This is a genomic window from Streptococcus oralis (assembly GCF_003943395.1).
Taxonomy (GTDB): domain Bacteria; phylum Bacillota; class Bacilli; order Lactobacillales; family Streptococcaceae; genus Streptococcus; species Streptococcus oralis_BF.
Genome location: NZ_RJPJ01000004.1, coordinates 71,150 through 87,933, shown reverse-complemented (window position 1 = coordinate 87,933; position 16,784 = coordinate 71,150). Strand labels below are relative to the sequence as shown.

The following is a 16,784-nucleotide window of genomic DNA, read 5'->3' as shown; positions in this document are numbered from 1 at the left end:
AGGATCATCCTTTCGGCTGTTTTTGATAGGGAAAAATTAGAGTGTAATGTTATTATTTTTAGAGATTTTCATGAATAACAGTAAGGAAGCGACTGTTAGGATAGATAAAATCGAGGATAAAGCTGCGGCTACACCATAATTTCCTCTGAGTACCTCTGTATAGATTGCTACGGTCATAGTTTTTGTTTTGGCATTATATAGCAGGATAGAAGTAGATAGTTCTGAAATCATTGTTACCCATGATAGAATAGATCCAGAAATAATACCGGGTAACATCATTGGAACAGTGATTTTACTGAAAGTATTGAGACGGCTACTTCCTAAACTTTCAGCGGCTTCTTCAATACTAGGTGTTATTTGTTGCAAGCTAGCAACAGATGAGCGAATCGTATAAGGGAGTCTTCGGACAGATAAGGAGATAATCAATATAAAAGCTGTTCCAGTAATCATCAGAAATCCGCTTCCAAAAAGACCAGTATTGAATGAAGAAATGAAGGCAATACCTAGAACAGTTCCTGGCACAATATAAGGTACCATACTAAGGCTATCAATTAAGTTTGTAAACAAATTTCGTTTTCTAACAGCTAGGTAGGAGATAACTGTTGCAAATAAAACAACTAGAATCAAAGCAATCAAAGGAATCCGAATCGTATTAAAAATAGTAGATCCCATACGATTGAAGGCAATCTTGTAACTGTTTAGAGAATAGCCTTTGACAAATACCATACCTGATGTTTTTAAGAAAGAGGTATAAATCAAAAATAATTGAGGTAGAACAGAAAATAAGATAATTCCGTAAACCGTTGCATAAATGGCAGCCATTTTTCCTTTTGTAGTTTTTTTCGGCTCAATTGGATGGAGTGAATTCATGCTGAAACTATAGCGATTTGAAATATATTTTTGGATGAGGAAGATTGTTAAAGCAATGATGATCGCCATGATTGCTAAAGCAGATGCAAATGCAGAATTTCCACCCACCTCACTAATGAATTGATTATAAATTAAAACAGGGAAAGTCCGATATCCTTCACCAATTAACATAGGAGTTCCGAAGTCGGAAAATGCTCTCATAAATACGAGTAGGGCAGCGGCAAGTAAAGTTGGAACTAAAAGGGGCAAAACAACTGTTATCATACGTTTGAATCCAATTACTCCCATGCTTTCAGCAGCTTCAAGAAGGGAATGGTCAATTCTTTTCATTGCTCCAGCCACGTATAGAAAAACTAATGGGAATAGCTGAAGTGTAAACACAAGTACAATTCCTTTGAAGCCATAAATATCAATAGCTGGAAGATGAAGGACATTTGTCAAGAATTTAGTGATGACACCATTTCGTCCCAACAAGAGAATCCAGGAGTATGCCCCTACGAAAGGAGCTGACATGGAAGCAATGATAATCAGTATCTGTAAAAATTTCTTTCCTTTGAAGTCATATATAGAAAAGAGGTAGGCCAATAAGGTCCCTAAAACCAGGGAAGTTACAGTAGAAGTAATGGAGACGTTAAAACTGTTTACTAGTGTCTCAGAGTAATAGGATTTACTAAAGAAATCCTCAAAATTAGCTAGTGAGAATTTACCTTCATGTATGAGTGCTTGCTTAAGTACAATAACGATAGGATAAACAAGAAAAATAAAATAGGTAAGAAAGATGAAGAACGAGGAGGTTGTCCAAATATTTAGTTTTTTACCTTTCATAGCCAACTCCTGTAATAAGATTACGCGAACCATCTGCAGAAAAGACATTTAACTTTTGAGTATTGATTCGTAGACGAATTCGATCCCCTTTTTGAAGATCTTCTTCAAAAGTTGATTCTTCGCTCACCTGTATTTTTGAAGAAAATACAGTCTCTACGAAATATTCAGTGGTGAGTCCAAGATAAACACTATCTGAAATGATTCCTTCAATATCACCAGATTCATCTTTGATAAACTCTTCGGGACGGATACTTACAAGAATAGCTTGTTCCTGAGCTTGATCAAGAGCTGGCATAGGGAGGGCATAACCATCTGAAAAGACGATATAAGCACCGTCGGTCCGTTTTTTTAGTTTGGCTGGGATGAGATTTGTGCGTCCGATAAAGGTTGCCACAAACTCATTAGCTGGTTTATGGTAGAGCTCTTTTGGGCGTCCGACTTGTTGGATGACCCCATCTTTCATAACAGCAATCTGGTCTGAAATAGCCATCGCTTCTTCTTGGTCGTGGGTCACATATACAGTTGTAATTCCCACCTCGTGTTGAATTTCTCGAATAACTTGGCGCATATCTAAGCGAAGTTTCGCATCCAGGTTACTAAGTGGCTCATCCATGAGGAGAACACTTGGATTAACAGCTAAGGCACGCGCCAAGGCGACACGTTGTTGTTGTCCACCACTGAGTTTATCGGGCTTTCGATCTGCGTATTGATCAATTTGCATGAGTTCCAGATATTTATTGGTTTGTTGAACTAATTCCTCTTTTGGAACCTTTTTTTGTCTAAGACCAAAAGCAACATTATCACGGACAGTCAAATGTGGAAAAATAGCGTAGTTTTGGAAAACCATCCCGATATTGCGTTTGCTGGGTTCTATATTATTGATTTTAGTATCATCGAAGTAAAATTCTCCGCCTTCAATACTGTTGAAGCCTGCAATCATTCGAAGAAGGGTCGTTTTTCCACAACCTGAAGGTCCAAGAATGGTGAAAAGACTTCCTTTTGGAATCGTAACGTTTAAATTCTCAATGACAGGAATGTCATGGTAGATTTTTTTTGCGTTAATAATTTTGATCTCACTCATAGTGAACCTCTTTTACTGTTTCGATTGAATGTTAGTGAAAATATCATTGTACTTTTTAAGAATAGCTGATTTATTTTGGATGACATAATCTGAATCTTCAGTGGCGATATTGATTTCTGTCATTGATTTCATATTTTTATTGGTTTTAGCGTTTTTTCGAATGGGTCTGATGGTTGTTTCAGTTCCTAGTTTATCCTGAATGTCTTGAGAAAGAAGGAAATCGATAAATTTTTTAGCGTTTTCAATGTGTTTGGCATTTTTGATAATAGCTGCGTTACCAGGCAAAAAGACGGTTCCTTCTTTTGGATAAATGACTTTTACATCAACGCCATCGTTTAAGAGTTTCAATGCAGGATCTTCATAGGTGAGTCCGACAGCCATTTCTCCGTCAGCGACTGATTTGTAGACATTTGAAGAACTAGAAGCAATTTTCCCATCTACTAAGCTAAATAGATTTTTCACATATGTCCAAGCTTGCTCATTTTCATAGCCACCTTGATCCACAAGCATGTTTGTTAATTGAGCAAAGGCGCTAGAAGAATTACTTGGATCAGCAGTTGCGATTTTTCCTTTTAATTTAGGATTGAGTAGATCATTGTAGCCTTCAATTTTAATATCTTTTGTAAGAGCTGAATTGGCAATGATGACACTGACATCAAGTGTATAAGGCGTGTAGAATCCAGTTTTATTTTGATATTCAGGGATTATCTGGTCATTCTCTTGAGAGATATAAGGTTCAAAAAGATTTTCGTTAGAAGAGAAGAGGGCGTAGGAGCCTCCGAAAATGACATCGGCTACAGGGGATTCTTTTTCAGCCTCAGCTTTTTTGAACAATTCACCAGTGCTGGCTTGTACTAAGTCAACCTTAATAGCATATTTTTCTTCGAAGGCTGGGATTGTTTCTTCGATAAGGTCTTCAGGGTTAGGCGAGTAGATAACTAAAGTCTTATCTGTATCATTTTCAATGCTAGTTTCAGCTTCGGTTGTTGAAGAACATCCTGACAAAAGTAGAAATATCCAGCTGAAAGAGAGAAGCGATAGTATTTTTTTCATAATTTTTCTCCTTTTTACGAACATTATTCTCTGTTTGTTCATTTAATGTTTTTAATTACAGAGTTCTACATCATATAATAAAAACCTTAAAGAAATCTAAAATGGGAATTATGTGTTAAGGAAATTATGGGAACAATCGATGGTAATTCACATTTGTTCTATATCTAATCCGGTGTTATTCTCTTTTTGATAGAAAAATGAAGTGGGGGTGATGTCCAATCTTTCTTGACAATGGAGGGGAAAAGATTCTTTCTCGACTTTCAAATTCCCCCAAAAATGGTATAATAGTAACATCATAAAATTGGAGAAATAGCATGAGTTTTTACAATCACAAGGAAATTGATCCCAAGTGGCAAGGCTACTGGGCGAAACATCATACATTTAAGACAGGAACAGATGCCTCAAAACCGAAGTTTTATGCTCTTGATATGTTCCCTTATCCATCTGGAGCAGGTCTGCACGTAGGGCACCCAGAAGGCTATACAGCGACAGATATCCTCAGTCGTTACAAACGTGCGCAAGGCTACAACGTTCTTCACCCAATGGGTTGGGATGCCTTTGGTCTGCCTGCAGAGCAATATGCTATGGATACTGGTAATGACCCAGCAGAGTTTACAGCGGAAAATATTGCTAACTTCAAACGCCAAATCAATGCGCTTGGTTTCTCTTACGACTGGGACCGTGAAGTCAATACAACAGATCCAAACTACTACAAGTGGACGCAGTGGATCTTCACCAAGCTCTACGAAAAAGGCTTGGCCTATGAAGCGGAAGTGCCAGTAAACTGGGTAGAAGAATTGGGAACGGCCATCGCCAACGAAGAGGTCCTTCCTGACGGAACTTCTGAGCGTGGAGGTTATCCAGTTGTCCGCAAACCAATGCGCCAATGGATGCTCAAAATCACTGCCTATGCAGAGCGCCTGCTCAATGACTTGGATGAGCTAGACTGGCCAGAGTCTATCAAGGATATGCAACGCAACTGGATAGGGAAATCAACTGGTGCCAATGTAACCTTTAAAGTAAAAGGCACAGATAAGGAATTCACTGTCTTTACGACACGTCCAGATACCCTCTTTGGTGCGACCTTTACCGTTCTTGCACCTGAGCATGATTTGGTAGATGCTATCGTCAGTCCAGAACAAGCTGAAGCCGTAGCAGACTACAAACACCAAGCCAGCCTGAAATCAGACTTGGCTCGTACCGACCTTGCCAAGGAAAAAACAGGGGTTTGGACGGGTGCTTATGCCATCAACCCTGTCAATGGCAAAGAAATTCCAATCTGGATTGCTGACTACGTTCTTGCTAGCTATGGAACAGGTGCGGTTATGGCTGTGCCAGCCCACGACCAACGTGACTGGGAATTTGCCAAACAATTTGATCTTCCAATCGTAGAAGTGTTTGAAGGTGGAAATGTAGAAGAAGCTGCCTATACTGAAGATGGTCTTCATGTCAATTCAGACTTCCTAGATGGCCTTAACAAAGAAGAAGCGATTGCTAAAATTGTAGCTTGGTTGGAAGAAAAAGGTTGTGGTCAAGAGAAGGTTACCTACCGTCTCCGCGACTGGCTCTTTAGTCGTCAACGTTACTGGGGTGAGCCAATTCCAATCATTCATTGGGAAGATGGGACTTCAACAGCTGTTCCTGAAAGTGAATTGCCACTTGTCTTGCCAGTCACCAAGGATATCCGTCCTTCAGGTACAGGGGAAAGCCCATTGGCTAACTTGACAGACTGGCTTGAAGTGACTCGTGAAGATGGTGTCAAAGGTCGTCGTGAAACAAACACTATGCCACAATGGGCAGGTTCAAGTTGGTACTACCTCCGCTATATCGACCCACATAACACAGAAAAATTGGCCGATGAGGATCTCCTCAAACAATGGTTGCCAGTAGATATCTACGTGGGTGGTGCAGAGCATGCTGTGCTTCACTTGCTCTACGCTCGTTTCTGGCACAAATTCCTCTATGACCTTGGTGTTGTACCTACTAAAGAGCCATTCCAAAAACTCTTTAACCAAGGAATGATTTTGGGAACAAGCTACCGTGACCACCGTGGTGCACTTGTGGCAACTGACAAGGTTGAAAAACGTGACGGTTCATTCTTCCATGTGGAAACAGGAGAAGAACTGGAGCAAGCACCAGCCAAGATGTCTAAATCGCTCAAGAATGTGGTTAATCCAGACGATGTAGTGGAACAATACGGTGCTGATACCCTTCGTGTTTATGAAATGTTCATGGGGCCACTCGATGCTTCCATCGCTTGGTCAGAAGAAGGTCTGGAAGGAAGCCGTAAATTCCTAGACCGTGTTTACCGTTTGATGACGACGAAAGAAATCGTTGCGGAAAACAATGGCGCTCTTGACAAGGTTTATAACGAAACCGTTAAATCTGTTACTGAGCAAATCGAATCCATGAAATTCAACACAGCCATTGCCCAACTTATGGTCTTTGTCAACGCTGCCAACAAGGAAGACAAACTCTATGTAGACTACGCCAAAGGCTTTATCCAATTGATTGCCCCATTTGCACCTCACTTGACAGAAGAACTCTGGCAAACTGTTGCTGCAACAGGTGAGTCCATCTCTTACGTGGCTTGGCCTACTTGGGACGAAAGCAAATTGGTTGAGGACGAAATCGAAATCGTCGTCCAAATCAAAGGTAAAGTTCGTGCCAAACTCATGGTCGCTAAAGACCTCTCACGCGAAGAATTGCAAGAAATTGCTCTGGCTGACGAAAAAGTTAAAGCAGAAATTGACGGTAAGGAAATCGTGAAGGTGATTGCAGTACCTAACAAGCTCGTTAATATCGTTGTGAAATAAGATAGGAATCCTTCAGAGTAGAATCTGGAGGATTTTTTGAATTTTTTTATGAAAGTATGATATACTATGTGCAACTGTGAAGTTTGAAAAGTAAAACAAGGAGAGAACGATGCCAGTAAACGAATATGGTCAGATGATTGGTGAGTCAATGGAAGGTTATACACCAGGAGAACTGCCTTCCATTGATTTCTTAGAAGGGCGCTACGCTCGGATAGAAGCTCTTTCAGTGGAAAAGCATGCGGAGGATTTGCTAGCTGTCTATGGTCCAGATACGCCTCGGGAGATGTGGACCTACCTCTTTCAGGAGCCGATGGCAGATATGGCGGAACTGGTCACCGTCTTAAATCAGATGTTGACTCGTAAGGACCGTTTTTACTACGTGATTATAGATAAGGCAACTGGTAAGGCTTTGGGAACTTTTTCTCTCATGCGCATTGACCAGAATAACCGAGTAATAGAAGTGGGAGCTGTCACTTTTTCTCCTGCTCTTAAGGGGACGAGGATAGGGACAGAGGGTCAATATCTCCTAGCTCGCTATGTTTTTGAGGAGCTTAACTATCGTCGCTATGAATGGAAATGCGATGCTCTAAATTTGCCATCAAGACGAGCAGCAGAACGTTTGGGCTTTGTCTATGAAGGAACCTTCCGTCAGGCTGTCGTTTATAAGGGGCGAACTAGAGATACGGATTGGCTGTCGATGATTGATAAGGACTGGCCTCAAGTCAAAACCCGTTTGGAAGCATGGTTGTCTCCTGAAAATTTTGATAAAAATGGACGGCAGTACAAGAGCTTGAGAGAATTCTAAGAGGTGTTGGGATGATTACCGTTAGAAAGCAAGAATTAGTAAATATAAATGATGTTCTGCATCTCTATCAGGCAGTCAGTTGGACAAATTATACCCATCAACCTCAGATGTTGGAGAAGGCCTTATCTTACTCATTAGCGATTTATCTGGCACTTGATGGCGGTGCCGTGGTGGGCTTGGTCCGTTTGGTCGGAGATGGTTTTTCATCGGTTTTTGTCCAGGATTTGATCGTTTTGCCTAGCTATCAGCGCCAAGGGATTGGCAGTGCCTTAATGAAAAAAGCTTTAGAGGATTACAAAGATGCCTATCAAGTCCAACTAGTGACCGAACATACAGAAAAAAACTTGGGATTCTATCGTTCTCTGGGATTTGAAACTTTATCTACTTATGATTGTACAGGAATGATTTGGGTGGATCGAAAAAGATAAAAAAATCATTTTTTCTTAAGTAAAGTTTAAGTCTCCTCGTGTATTATATAGTCATTAAATAAAGACCTCCTAATACTCTTCGAAAATCTCATCAACCTTCGTTAGAGTCGACTTAGCTAACTATAGTTATGCTTGCGTCTATCTGCCTAGTCTGATTTCGATTTTCATTGAGTACCCTTTATTTAATGAAATCCTAAACTTTTCTTTTTCATCATAATCTCCTAAAGAAGTCACCCAATCAGGTGGCTTTTTTGTGACTTGAGAAAGGAAATTTCATTTGGAAAAAATTTTTCTAAAAAAATGATAAATCAGAAAAAAGTTAAGGTAATTTTAAGTCTCCTCGTGTATCATATAGTCATTAGATAAAGACCTCCTAACTTTATTTAATGAAATCCTAATCCTTTCTTTTTCATCATAATCTCCCTAAAGAGGCCACCCAATCAGGTGGCTTTTTTGTTTGTGGCTTGGATTTTTGATATAATAGAGCCATGAGTAGAATTTTAGATAATGAGATAATGGGGGATGAGGAGCTAGTAGAACGTACACTCCGTCCTCAATACTTACGTGAATATATCGGACAGGATAAGGTCAAGGACCAGCTCCAAATCTTTATCGAAGCTGCCAAAATGCGGGATGAAGCACTGGACCATGTACTCTTATTTGGGCCTCCAGGTTTGGGGAAAACAACCATGGCCTTTGTCATTGCCAATGAACTGGGAGTCAATCTCAAGCAAACGTCTGGTCCTGTCATTGAAAAAGCGGGTGATCTGGTAGCGATTTTGAATGATTTGGAGCCTGGAGACGTCCTCTTTATTGACGAGATTCATCGCTTGCCCATGTCGGTAGAAGAGGTGCTTTATAGTGCCATGGAGGACTTCTACATTGACATTATGATTGGAGCTGGAGAGGGCAGTCGCAGTGTCCATTTGGACTTGCCGCCATTCACCTTGATTGGCGCGACAACCCGTGCGGGTATGCTCTCAAACCCTCTACGAGCACGTTTTGGGATTACAGGTCATATGGAATACTATGCCCATGATGACTTGACGGAAATTGTTGAACGGACAGCGGATATTTTTGAGATGGAAATTACCCATGAGGCAGCTGCTGAGCTGGCCTTACGCAGTCGAGGAACTCCTCGTATCGCCAATCGTCTCCTCAAGCGTGTGCGCGACTTTGCCCAGATTATGGGGGATGGCTTAATCGATGATGTGATTACGGATAAGGCCTTGACCATGCTAGATGTGGACCATGAAGGGTTGGACTATGTGGATCAAAAAATCCTTCGCACCATGATTGAGATGTACGGTGGTGGTCCTGTCGGTCTAGGAACTCTTTCTGTTAATATTGCCGAGGAGCGTGAGACGGTGGAGGACATGTACGAGCCCTACCTGATTCAGAAAGGCTTTATCATGCGGACACGGTCTGGACGGGTTGCAACGGCGAAGGCATATGAGCATTTAGATTATGAATACAGTGAAAAATGAGCACGAAATTCTAGAGGCTTTCAGAGAAAATCCAGATATGATGGCCATTTTAACCATCATCCGAAACCTTGCTCTGAAAGACTCGTGGTTGGCAGCGGGTTCGGTTAGAAATTTCATCTGGAATCTCTTGTCAGACAAATCCCCTTTTGATCATGAAACGGACGTGGATGTGATTTTCTTTGATCCAGATGTTTCTTATGAGGAAACAGTATCCCTAGAGAAAAAGCTGAGAGAAGATTTCCCTCGATATCAGTGGGAGTTGAAAAATCAAGTCTATATGCATCTGCACAGTCCCCACACTGTGCCTTACACGAGTTCTTGTGATGCCATGAGTAAGTATCCAGAACGATGTACGGCGATAGGACTCCGCTTGCATGCCGACGCAACTTTGGAGCTCTTTGCGCCTTATGGTATAGAGGATATTTTGAACTTTCAGGTTTCCCCAACTACTCATTTTTTAGAGAATGAGGACCGAATGAAGCTCTATCAAACACGATTATCCAAGAAAAATTGGCAAGAAAAATGGAAAAATCTTACTTTCTCAAATCTCTGAAAAGAAGTTAGTGACTTGATCGCATAAGAATTCTATATGTGAGTTTGTAATCATCACAAGATAAACAGAGAAATCTAAGGATGCAAAAAATTATATACTCAACAGGAAAAATTCATTCAATCTATCATAGCTAACAAAGAGATCGAATTTGTGTGATTAAGTGAGAAAAACGTCTACCAGATCTATCCTTATTGTTCTTGGAAGAAAAGAATCAATGAAAAACTTAGCCACTTTGTCCATAGATTTGTACTTAAAGGAGACAAATAGTGACTATGAATCGCTTCCAAAAATTAGATTTTTCGCATTGAGCTTTTTTGGGGAAAAGTCATATGTGGAGGGGGAGAGGATTACAAAATCATCACCAAGGTCCCAATCGTAATCAGTATACATCCAATGATTGTTTTAAAGGTCAGGATATCTTGTAGAAAGAAAAAGGCTAAAACGAGTGTAATGACGAGACTAAACTTATCGACAGCAGATACCTCAGTCGCATTGCCCATCTGCAAGGCCTTGTAGTAGCAGAGCCAGGAGGCGCCTGTTGCCAAACCAGACAGGATGAGAAAGAGCCAACTTTTTCTACTGATGTTGACAAGCTCAGTCTGACTATTGGTCAAGAAAACCATGGCCCAAGCCATAAGGATGACGACGACCGTACGAATGGGTGTTGCTAGATTGGACGGAACTCCCTCAATCCCAATCTTGGCTAAAATAGAAGTTAAGGCTGCAAAGACAGCAGATAAAAGTGCGAAGAAAAACCACATGGTAACTACCTCCTCTCTCTATTATAAGTAATCGAATCCTACTTGTCAGTTCTCAAGTGAAATCTTGCTCTGATGGCATTTTAAAAAGCTATACCAATTTTTATGCTTGACAAGTGAGAAAAACAAGTATATACTGTCTTTGCTGGTTCTGTAAAAGGAAAATCAGACTATACCAATTTAAGGGGAAAGCACAGCTGGTCTGTGTCGTATATACTATGTGTGGAATTGTCGGTGTTGTTGGAAACACAAATGCAACTGATATTTTGATTCAAGGGCTTGAAAAGCTTGAATACCGTGGCTATGATTCTGCGGGGATTTTTGTTCTAGGTGGTGCTGAAAATCATCTAGTCAAAGCTGTCGGTCGTATCGCTGAATTGTCTGCTAAGACAGCTGGTGTTGAGGGAACGACTGGTATCGGACATACGCGTTGGGCGACTCACGGGAAACCAACTGAGGACAATGCTCACCCACACCGCTCTGAGACAGGACGCTTTGTCTTGGTGCACAATGGGGTGATTGAAAACTACCTTGAGATCAAGGAAGAATACCTTGCAGGTCACCACTTCAAGGGGCAAACAGATACGGAAATCGCTGTTCATTTGATTGGAAAATTTGCGGAAGAGGATGGTCTCTCCGTTCTTGAAGCCTTCAAAAAAGCCCTTCACATCATTCGTGGTTCTTATGCCTTTGCCTTGATTGACTCTGAAAATCCAGATGTCATCTATGTCGCTAAGAACAAATCTCCACTTTTGATTGGTCTTGGGGAAGGCTATAACATGGTCTGCTCAGATGCTATGGCTATGATTCGTGAGACCAACCAATATATGGAAATCCATGACCAAGAGTTGGTAATCGTCAAGGCTGATAGCGTTGAAGTGCAAGACTATGATGGTAACAGTCGTGAGCGTGCTAGCTATACTGCCGAGCTTGACTTGTCTGATATCGGTAAGGGGACTTACCCTTACTACATGCTCAAGGAAATCGACGAGCAACCAACGGTTATGCGTAAACTCATCCAAGCCTACACAGATGAGGCAGGTCAAGTTGTCGTAGATCCAGCTATCATCAAGGCTGTTCAAGACGCTGACCGCATCTACATCCTTGCAGCTGGAACATCTTACCATGCAGGATTTGCTTCTAAGAAGATGCTGGAAGAATTGACAGATACACCAGTTGAACTTGGAATTTCATCTGAGTGGGGTTACGGTATGCCACTTCTCAGCAAAAAACCACTCTTCATCTTTATCAGCCAGTCTGGTGAAACAGCTGACAGCCGTCAGGTTTTGGTCAAGGCCAATGAGTTAGGCATTCCAAGCTTGACAGTGACAAACGTGCCAGGTTCAACCCTTTCACGTGAAGCCAACCATACCATGCTCCTTCACGCGGGTCCTGAAATTGCTGTGGCATCAACCAAGGCTTATACAGCGCAAATTGCAGCCCTTGCCTTCCTTGCAAAAGCAGTCGGTGAAGCAAATGGCAATGCTAAAGCACAAGCCTTTGATCTGATTCGTGAGTTGTCTATCGTGGCTCAGTCTATCGAATCAACTCTTTCTGAGAAAGAAACCATTGATGCCAAGGTTCGAGAGCTTCTTGAAACAACTCGCAACGCCTTTTATATCGGACGTGGTCAAGACTACTACGTAGCTATGGAAGCGAGTCTTAAGCTTAAAGAGATTTCTTACATCCAGTGTGAAGGCTTTGCGGCAGGAGAACTCAAGCATGGAACGATTGCCTTGATTGAAGAAGGAACGCCTGTCTTGGCCCTCCTGTCAGATCCAGTCCTTGCCAACCATACTCGTGGAAATATCCAAGAGGTCGCAGCCCGTGGTGCCAAGGTTCTCACTATTGCAGAAGAGAATGTTGCCAAAGATACAGACGATATCGTCCTAACGACCGTACACCCTTACCTCTCACCAATCTCAATGGTCGTACCAACGCAATTGGTCGCTTACTTTGCAACACTTCACCGTGGCCTTGATGTGGACAAACCACGTAACCTTGCTAAGTCAGTAACAGTAGAATAAACTGAGAAAGTCTAGTCTGCCATAAGTAAGGGTATAATGTAAATATATAACAAATCGGAATTTATAGGGATTTGTATTGAAAAACACATTTGCAACTGCAAGTTGACATATTTCTATATTTTAATGGTGGCTATGCAACCAACGAAATTGTTATGATTGTATCATAAAAGAAAGGAGTGTTGTCAAATGAACATGGCAGACAGAATACAATATTTAAGAAAAACTAAGGGAATATCACAAGAAGAACTTGCTGATAAGGTAGGTGTTTCAAGACAAGCTGTTTCAAAATGGGAAAGTGAACAAAGTACACCTGAGTTAGAAAAAGTAATTATAATGAGTGATTATTTTGGTGTTACTACAGATTATATTTTAAAAGGAATTGAACCGGTAGTAGATAAAGAACAAAAAAATAGAGAATTTGCGAGCAAGGTACTTTATATCTCATCAACAGCCTTTATTGCTATTGGATTGTTTTGTGCATTTGCTGAATGGTATGAAAAACAAACAATGGAAGCTATTTTGGGAGCAATAATTATTCAAGTGGTAGGAATTGTTGGATATTTTATCGCAAGAATATTATCGGAAGAAAAAGCACCGTTTTATGTGAATTGGCTTAATATAATTGGAATTGCCTTTATGCCTACTTCTATGGCTACTGGTTTTATTTCATTGTTGATTTTCAAACAGGGGTGGGTTGCGCCATATCCTATAGGAATATTTCACGCTTTGAATTTTATATTAGTTCTATTTGTGATTATGATTACAAGTTATATTATTTTAAAAAAACAGATAAAATAGCATTTTCTCACCCCTATATTGTATACTCTAAGGAGAAGAAAATGAAGAAGAAAAAAAATATTATTGCTATGCTGATTGGTATCGTCTTGTCTAGTTCTTTCTTGATACGTACGGTCTTGATCCATCAGGCAAGACAAGCGAAAAAGCAAAACATGGAACGGATTGCTGCGGTGCAAGAGACGGTTCAGTCTCAAGATCAAAAGAAAGCTGAAGAGCAGAAAGAACAATTTAAAAAGGCGTTTGAAGGTATAGATAGAACTTCCATTCAAATGAAAGACTATGATAGCCATACACCGATTAATGGGGAATATAGTTTTGGTACAAAGGATGGAGTACACTACCTAGTAGAATTAAAAACAGGTGAGAAAGTAACTCTGGAAGGTGTTGACAAGGCCTTCCCTTTGTCTATTAAAAACGAGGACGAAAATAGCACGGAGCTTGCCCTGATTGTCCGTAAAGACCAAGCCTGGTACATGATTGATACAAAGGGTGAGACGATTTACACTTTTGAACAAACAGAATTGACAGAAAACTCGAAGTTGACTTTGAAAGACAATAAACTACAGGTAGAATAAACTAAGAAAGTCTAGTTCATCTAGGCTTTTTCTAATGAGCAAGTGTATTGAATATAAAACTGTTTAGTGATACATTGCCTATTCGGTGATAATCTTCGTTATTTCAAAAAATTGAACCAAGTTTAGGTAGGCTTGTAATCACTTTATGTTGCATCTACCGCTTGGTTCCATGCCTCATGATCAAGTTTTGAGAGCTATTGAACTCTTCGGCACGCAAGTGGCACCCAAAGTACGTGCTTACTTTGCCATGAAAGAGGGGTTATAAAAAAATCCAATCAGCTTGATAGAAAATCTATATCAGCTCCTTTTTGAAAAATAGATGAAAATAAAGTGAATCTTTGAAAGGCTAGTAACATCAAGCTTTTCAGGGATTTTTTTCTTTATAGATATAAAAATTCCCAATCAAGTCGATAGTCAATATATATTGGGAAAAGGGGAAAAGGAGTGGTAAGATGGTTTCAATCCAAATGGAAGGAGAAAGGTATGGCAAGCAAAAGAGATTTAGTCTTTAGAGCGATTCGAGGCGATGAAGTGGAAAGAGTTCCTGTCGGATTTTGGTTTCATTTTGTAACACTCGAAGAAAAGGGGCAGGGATTAAATAATCCACGTATCTTTCAAAAAAGTGTTGATGGGCATCGCAACTATGTGGAAAGGATTCGTCCTGATTTTGTCAAAATTATGAGCGACGGTTTTTTCCTTTATCCAAGTAATGTCTATAGTCCTAAGATTGCAAGCATTCAGGAACTGACTTCTATTGAGTCGATTGGTGAGGAACACCCATGGATTCAGCAACAGGTGGAAGTGGTACAAGCGATTCGAGAGACCTTTACCGAAGAGATTGCTTCTTTCTACAATATCTTTTCGCCTATCTCCTACCTCAAGCGCTGGTTCCGTAAAGAAACTTCGCGAGGTGATAAGGAAGTAGCTGATATATTGCTTGAAAATCCTGAGCAATTTAGAGCGATTCTAGATGTGATTGCAGGAGATATTGCTATCCTAACTCAGAAAATCATCCAGCAAGGCGGTGTCGACGGGATTTACCTCAGCACCCAGGAAATTCAAGATGAGCGCATCACACCAGCACTCTATCAAACCTATATCGAACCGAGCAATATAGCGGTTTTGGAGGCAGCCAATCAGGTGGGTGGGACCAATATCCTCCATATCTGTGGTTTTGAAGGTGCGAGCAATGATGTGACGATATTTAAGGACTATCCAGCTCAAGTGGTCAACTGGGCGACCCACCATGAGGATGTTAGTTTGACACAGGGGTAAGAGTTGTTTCCAGGCAAGGCCGTTTTAGGTGGATTTGAAAATGGCAAGAAAAGCTTGCTTTATCAAGGTTCCAAGGCGGAATTGCAAGATGAAACAAGACGGTTGCTGGCTGAAGCTGGTAGTAAAGGCGTTCTTCTGGGAGCTGACTGTACTGTTCCAGATGACTTTGACTTAGAGAGGTTGGACTGGATTCGTCAGGCAGCTGTTCTCTAAAAGGAGGAGCTATGAAAAGTAAAAGATGGGGTATCTTCATTGCAGTTGTCGGTTTGCTGGCCTTGGTCACCATAAGTGTCGTAAAAAATGGGCACTGCAAAAATGGAGAGAGATGTCGTGGAGTTCAGGATTTTTCCAAGTCCAGTCTCCCCTTTCTACGCTCGCATGATATCGCAAGCAGTTTATTAGTTGAAAAAGTAAGAAATGGAGAATAAGAATGTCAGAAAAAAGAGAATGGGTTTTAAAAGCATTTAAAGGTGAAAAAGTTGATCGTGTGCCAGTTGGTTTTTGGCACCATTTCACATCCGAAGACGAATGGCTACACGGTTTCTCAAATCCAGCTATTATCGAGAAGAATATTGAGGGCCATAAGCGCTTTATCCGAGAAGTTCAGCCAGACTTTATCAAACTCATGAGTGATGGCTACTTTGCTTATCCAAATCCAGCGATTGCCAAAGGAAAATCACTTCAAGAATTAGCGACTATTCAACCACTCGGGCCAGACCACGCTTGGATAAAAGAGCAGGTGGACTTGGTTAAGAAAATCAAGCAAGAGTTTACAGAAGATATCGTTGCGATTTACAATATTTTTGCTCCTGTGACCTATCTCAAGTGGCTGCTTGGGGAGGTGTCTGGCGGGGATGACCTTATTGCGGACTTTTTGGTGGAAGATCCTAAAGCCCTTAAAAAGGTGTTGGATGTGATTGCAGAGGATATTGCGAGTCTCAGCCGAGCTGTCATCGAAGAGGCTGGTGCTGATGGAATCTATCTCAGCGTGCAGAGTATCCAAGATCAACGAGTGTCGGCAGCAGAGTATCAAGCTGTCATTGCACCTAGCGAGATAACGGTTCTGGAAGCAGCTAGTGCTGTTGGTGGTGTTACTGTTCTTCATATCTGTGGCTACGAGGGGGCGCGAAATGATATTCACCTTTTTGCAGACTATCCAGCCCAAGTCTTTAACTGGGCTGTAGGACCGGAGGGAATCACTCTCAAGGAAGGTCGTGAGATTTTCAAGGGGCGTACGGTTCTTGGAGGATTCGGAAATGGCAAGACAGGCTTGCTGTATACTGGTAGCAAGGATGCCATTCAGGCTGAGGCAAAGAAACTAGTTGCAGAAGCTGGGGAACAGGGCTTAGTACTTGGGGCAGATTGTACCATTCCAAGTGATATCGCAGTTGAACGTATCCAGTGGGTGAGAGAAGCGCTTGAAAACTAAAGGA

At 41.1% G+C, this 16,784-nt stretch carries 14 protein-coding genes and 2 pseudogenes; 12 read left to right on the top strand and 4 right to left on the bottom strand.

Annotated elements, in window-relative coordinates; translation table 11 throughout:
- Positions 1-36 precede the first annotated feature (36 nt).
- Genes D8802_RS04290 through D8802_RS04280 form a run of 3 tightly spaced genes read right to left on the bottom strand, consistent with a single transcriptional unit; the run spans position 37 to position 3,829 of the window.
- Positions 37-1,695 carry an ABC transporter permease gene (locus tag D8802_RS04290; protein WP_125394922.1) on the bottom strand — a complete coding sequence of 553 codons (1,659 nt, stop codon included), beginning with the start codon at positions 1,693-1,695 and terminating at the stop codon, positions 37-39.
- A complete protein-coding gene (locus D8802_RS04285) occupies positions 1,685-2,776 on the bottom strand; it encodes an ABC transporter ATP-binding protein (RefSeq protein ID WP_125394921.1) in 1,092 nt (363 codons plus the stop codon). The genes D8802_RS04290 and D8802_RS04285 overlap by 11 nt, the downstream gene beginning before the upstream one ends.
- A 12-nt stretch (positions 2,777-2,788) precedes the next feature.
- On the bottom strand, positions 2,789-3,829 hold the full coding sequence (locus D8802_RS04280) for an ABC transporter substrate-binding protein (RefSeq protein WP_125394920.1): 1,041 nt from the start codon (positions 3,827-3,829) through the stop codon (positions 2,789-2,791).
- 314 nt (positions 3,830-4,143) lie between these two features.
- Between D8802_RS04280 and leuS the strand changes: the two genes are divergently transcribed.
- The 5 genes from leuS to D8802_RS04255 all read left to right on the top strand — a co-directional run bounded on the left by leuS (position 4,144) and on the right by D8802_RS04255 (position 9,918).
- Positions 4,144-6,645: a leucine--tRNA ligase gene (gene leuS / locus D8802_RS04275; RefSeq protein WP_125394919.1), complete on the top strand. Its 2,502-nt coding sequence runs from the start codon at positions 4,144-4,146 to the stop codon at positions 6,643-6,645.
- A 109-nt stretch (positions 6,646-6,754) separates the two neighbouring features.
- Positions 6,755-7,450, top strand: a complete 696-nt coding sequence (locus tag D8802_RS04270) for a GNAT family N-acetyltransferase (protein ID WP_125394918.1) — start codon at positions 6,755-6,757, stop codon at positions 7,448-7,450.
- An 11-nt stretch (positions 7,451-7,461) separates the two neighbouring features.
- Positions 7,462-7,878 carry a GNAT family N-acetyltransferase gene (locus D8802_RS04265; RefSeq protein WP_125394917.1) on the top strand — a complete coding sequence of 139 codons (417 nt, stop codon included), beginning with the start codon at positions 7,462-7,464 and terminating at the stop codon, positions 7,876-7,878.
- Between the two features lie 488 nt (positions 7,879-8,366).
- Positions 8,367-9,365: a Holliday junction branch migration DNA helicase RuvB gene (gene ruvB, locus D8802_RS04260; RefSeq protein WP_125394916.1), complete on the top strand. Its 999-nt coding sequence runs from the start codon at positions 8,367-8,369 to the stop codon at positions 9,363-9,365.
- Positions 9,346-9,918: a nucleotidyltransferase family protein gene (locus D8802_RS04255; RefSeq protein WP_125394915.1), complete on the top strand. Its 573-nt coding sequence runs from the start codon at positions 9,346-9,348 to the stop codon at positions 9,916-9,918. Before ruvB ends, D8802_RS04255 begins: the two co-directional genes overlap by 20 nt.
- A 347-nt stretch (positions 9,919-10,265) precedes the next feature.
- Here the strand turns inward: D8802_RS04255 and D8802_RS04250 are convergent, their stop codons facing one another.
- Positions 10,266-10,679: an EamA family transporter gene (locus D8802_RS04250; RefSeq protein ID WP_125394914.1), complete on the bottom strand. Its 414-nt coding sequence runs from the start codon at positions 10,677-10,679 to the stop codon at positions 10,266-10,268.
- 215 nt (positions 10,680-10,894) lie between these two features.
- Between D8802_RS04250 and glmS the strand changes: the two genes are divergently transcribed.
- From glmS to D8802_RS04215, 7 genes and pseudogenes are all read left to right on the top strand, one after another.
- Positions 10,895-12,703, top strand: a complete 1,809-nt coding sequence (gene glmS, locus D8802_RS04245) for a glutamine--fructose-6-phosphate transaminase (isomerizing) (protein ID WP_125394913.1) — start codon at positions 10,895-10,897, stop codon at positions 12,701-12,703.
- Between the two features lie 186 nt (positions 12,704-12,889).
- On the top strand, positions 12,890-13,501 hold the full coding sequence (locus D8802_RS04240) for a helix-turn-helix domain-containing protein (protein WP_125394912.1): 612 nt from the start codon (positions 12,890-12,892) through the stop codon (positions 13,499-13,501).
- 41 nt (positions 13,502-13,542) lie between these two features.
- On the top strand, positions 13,543-14,076 hold the full coding sequence (locus D8802_RS04235; protein ID WP_125394911.1) for a hypothetical protein: 534 nt from the start codon (positions 13,543-13,545) through the stop codon (positions 14,074-14,076).
- A 136-nt stretch (positions 14,077-14,212) separates the two neighbouring features.
- Positions 14,213-14,341: pseudogene (locus tag D8802_RS04230) on the top strand (oxidoreductase); the annotation flags it as partial.
- Positions 14,342-14,559: 218 nt separating this feature from the next.
- Positions 14,560-15,564, top strand: a pseudogene (locus D8802_RS04225) (uroporphyrinogen decarboxylase family protein).
- An 11-nt stretch (positions 15,565-15,575) separates the two neighbouring features.
- Positions 15,576-15,779 carry a hypothetical protein gene (locus D8802_RS04220; protein WP_125394909.1) on the top strand — a complete coding sequence of 68 codons (204 nt, stop codon included), beginning with the start codon at positions 15,576-15,578 and terminating at the stop codon, positions 15,777-15,779.
- Between the two features lie 2 nt (positions 15,780-15,781).
- Entirely contained in the window at positions 15,782-16,780 is a 999-nt protein-coding gene (locus tag D8802_RS04215; RefSeq protein WP_125394908.1) for a uroporphyrinogen decarboxylase family protein, read from the top strand.
- Positions 16,781-16,784 lie beyond the last annotated feature (4 nt).